Source organism: uncultured Veillonella sp. (assembly GCF_915069625.1).
In the GTDB taxonomy this organism is placed as follows: Bacteria; Bacillota; Negativicutes; order Veillonellales; family Veillonellaceae; genus Veillonella.
In genome coordinates, this window is record NZ_CAJZFD010000192.1 from 1 (window position 1) to 3,193 (window position 3,193).

Below are 3,193 nucleotides of genomic sequence, written 5' to 3' on the forward strand. Positions count from 1 at the left end.
CGCTCCTTTTTTATCTGTTAAAGGTTCAGTCCAAGGTGCATATACAACAAATACCGCTCCATGACCAAAATCCACTACATCACCACTACGCAATGTAGACCGTTGGATTTTATTTTTATCAATCCATTTTTCATAGGTTTTATACATATTATTATCAACAGAAATGCCATCATCATACACATGTTCAATAGGCATAGCTTTTGCAATAGCATAGAAACCACCCATATGGTCAGCATGAGGATGTGTGATAATTACATTTTTTAGCTTTGTAACCCCCATAGACTTTAACTGTGCCACAATGTTCTCACGATGCTCTATGTCACCAGTATCGATCATACTATATTCATCGCCAACCTTGAGCAATATGGCATCCCCTTGACCAATATCTAGCATATATACGTCTAGGTGACCTTCAGGATTCGTTTGTTTCGTATCAATGGAATAGCCTTCATTTACATTAGTGCTATTCTGAGATGCTGCATTGGCCACATCTTTATTCGTGCATCCTGCAATGGCAAAGATTGGAATGCATAGCACTAATAAAAAGGCTATAAATCGCTGTATTTTATTTGTCATTCTTATTCTCCCAATAATTCACTAATGACACAACCTATCGATGTACTTACATCACTAGGTGTATACCCCCAAGTTTTAGTATCACTTAGTATATCTGCACTTCGACTATGTACATAGACACCTAAAATTGCACCATCTTGTAAGGAATAACCTTGGCTAATAAAACCTGCAATAATACCTGTTAATACATCCCCCATACCGCCAGTTCCCATACCAGCATTTCCGATAGTATTAACATATACCGTACCATCAGGTAGTGCTACAACAGAAGGAATTCCTTTTAGCACTAATACAACTTGATGCGCTTTAGCAAATGCTCTAGCCAAAGTAATATAATGACGTTCAATCCATTTTATTGGTAAATCTATAAGTCTACTAAATTCACCTAAATGAGGCGTCATTACACAGTATGGCAGATTTTTTTGTACCTTATATACGGACTCAATATGGCCATCGCGCAAAGCATCTTTATCTACAGCCCCTACATGCCCCAATGCATATAACGCATCTGCATCAATGACGAGAGCGCCTTCACAGGAATTTATAGCTTGATTTACTACATCTTGAATATCTGTAGTGCGCCCCAAACCAGGACCAATAGCAACTACTTGATGTCCGTCATAAAGGGATTCATTTTCATCGATAGATGTTACCATTACTTCCGGTATGATACGACCTTGAACAACTTGTTTAATTGTATCTGGAACGCCTAATGTAACCTTACCGGATCCACTGTGAACAGCAGCTTCTGCGGCCAACATAGGGGCTCCCACCATATCACTAGACCCACCGACGATTAATGTATTCCCATTTACACCTTTGTGTGCCATAGGGACTCGATAATTAATTAGCGTTTCTGCTAAATCCGAATCAATAGTTATAGTACTATCTCGATCAACTAATACGTATTGCCAAGGTGCGCCTAGCGGTGCAACAATAGCGGTGCCCCCTATGGCCTTACCAGGATATAATAATAAGCCTTGTTTAATAGCTCCAAAGGTAACCGTATAATCATAAGTCAATGTTCCCTCTGAAATTTGACCAGAAGAAGCATCTAGCCCTGCCGGTACATCAATAGCCCACAAATCAAAATTATATTGACTACGCATAGTATCAATATCATGCAAAACATCGATGGTTAAATCCCGCAATCGGCCTGTTAAACCTGTGCCCATAATACCTTCTACAGCGATAGCCACATTGGACCAATCATTGAATTCATCATACATATCAATGATACAACCCATTGCTTCACATCTTTCAAGTTGTACTGCAAAGAGGTCACTACACTTGCTCGTATCACCTACTAGTACAATTTGTACAGGTACGCCTTGTTCTAATAGATGACGAGCGGCTACCAGACCATCTGCCCCATTATTTCCTGTACCACAGATAAATAGCACAAAACTATTGATAGAACGTGCATGATCTAAGGAAAATAAGTCATATTGTCCCCACAAAGCATCCACAATACCACGTCCTGCATTTTCCATTAAAATTTCTAAAGAGACACCTAATTGCTTAGGTACTTCTTGATCTATATATCGAGCATCTTCAGTTGTTAATATTTGCATCTTATGCTCCTTCAAGTATAACTGTACTCATTGCATATGCTTTGCAATGACTAATCGATACATGTGTATCCGTATAGCCTAATGTTTCATAAATATCTTTAAAAGTATCTTGTAAACGAATTAAGGGAGCCCCTAATTCATCATGACCGATTTCTATATCTTGCCATGATCCATGACGCATTCCCGTACCTAATGCTTTAATGAAAGCCTCTTTAGCGGCATATATACCGGCATAAGACTCGTAACGCCCCTTATTTCGACTTTCACAATAATCAATCTCATGAGGCGTATATACACGGTCGCGAAATGATTGAGATTTCTCTAAAGCTTGACGGATGCGGTCAATTTCTATAATATCATTCCCTAATTTCATAATAACTCCTAAATTACCCTAACATTTATATTATACACTCTTAAAGTGGATAAAAACATAGATAAAATCTAGGCATTTACTGAAAATGGTAATGTAGGCAAACTATAAATTTCAACCTTTCCCTTGCGATTAACGGCCACATACATTTGACCATTACGATAATCCATATCTTCTACTTCCATTCCTGAAGTATAAGGACTTATATTCTTTACTACGCCTTCATCATCGACGAAAACGAAGGTCGTTAAGGTTGTAAAAATAGTATTACCATTAGCAGCATAAGCACCATTATTATTTAAGTCGGTATGCTCTGCATCAATCTTATACGTTTTTACCTTATTAAAATTTGAATCATAGTAGTTAATAGTACGATGAGAATTTGTTAAAGGCACAATCGACACATATTGATTACGGTCTTTATCAAAGGCAAAGTTAAATACCTTTTCTTTCAATTTAATAGGCGCTTCAACAATCATACTATCAGCCTCTATAGGCGTAACAATATATCCATCTACAACGGCATTAGTAGTATAGTAACGATTGTTATTCGGATTATAGGTTAACGTATTCATATGACCTAATAAACGTTTTTGACTATATTCATACTTAGCAACCACTTGCAACGTTGTGGGGTTAATTTCATAAATAATTTGCTTTGTATTATCAGCAT

General features: G+C 37.4%; 4 protein-coding genes. All 4 read right to left on the bottom strand.

All coding sequences use genetic code 11. The features are described 5' to 3' along the window. On the bottom strand, window positions 1–576 hold a 576-nt coding region (locus tag QZ548_RS08660), incomplete at its 3' end, for an MBL fold metallo-hydrolase (RefSeq protein ID WP_295869734.1). Between the two features lie 2 nt (window positions 577–578). Next, complete coding sequence (locus QZ548_RS08665; protein ID WP_295824954.1) at window positions 579–2,150, bottom strand: NAD(P)H-hydrate dehydratase; 1,572 nt, start codon at window positions 2,148–2,150, stop codon at window positions 579–581. A 1-nt stretch (window position 2,151) separates the two neighbouring features. Then, window positions 2,152–2,523, bottom strand: a complete 372-nt coding sequence (gene acpS / locus QZ548_RS08670) for a holo-ACP synthase (RefSeq protein ID WP_024066570.1) — start codon at window positions 2,521–2,523, stop codon at window positions 2,152–2,154. A 68-nt stretch (window positions 2,524–2,591) separates the two neighbouring features. Next, window positions 2,592–3,193 (bottom strand): hypothetical protein (locus tag QZ548_RS08675; RefSeq protein ID WP_295869737.1); only part of this gene is annotated, 602 nt, incomplete at its 5' end.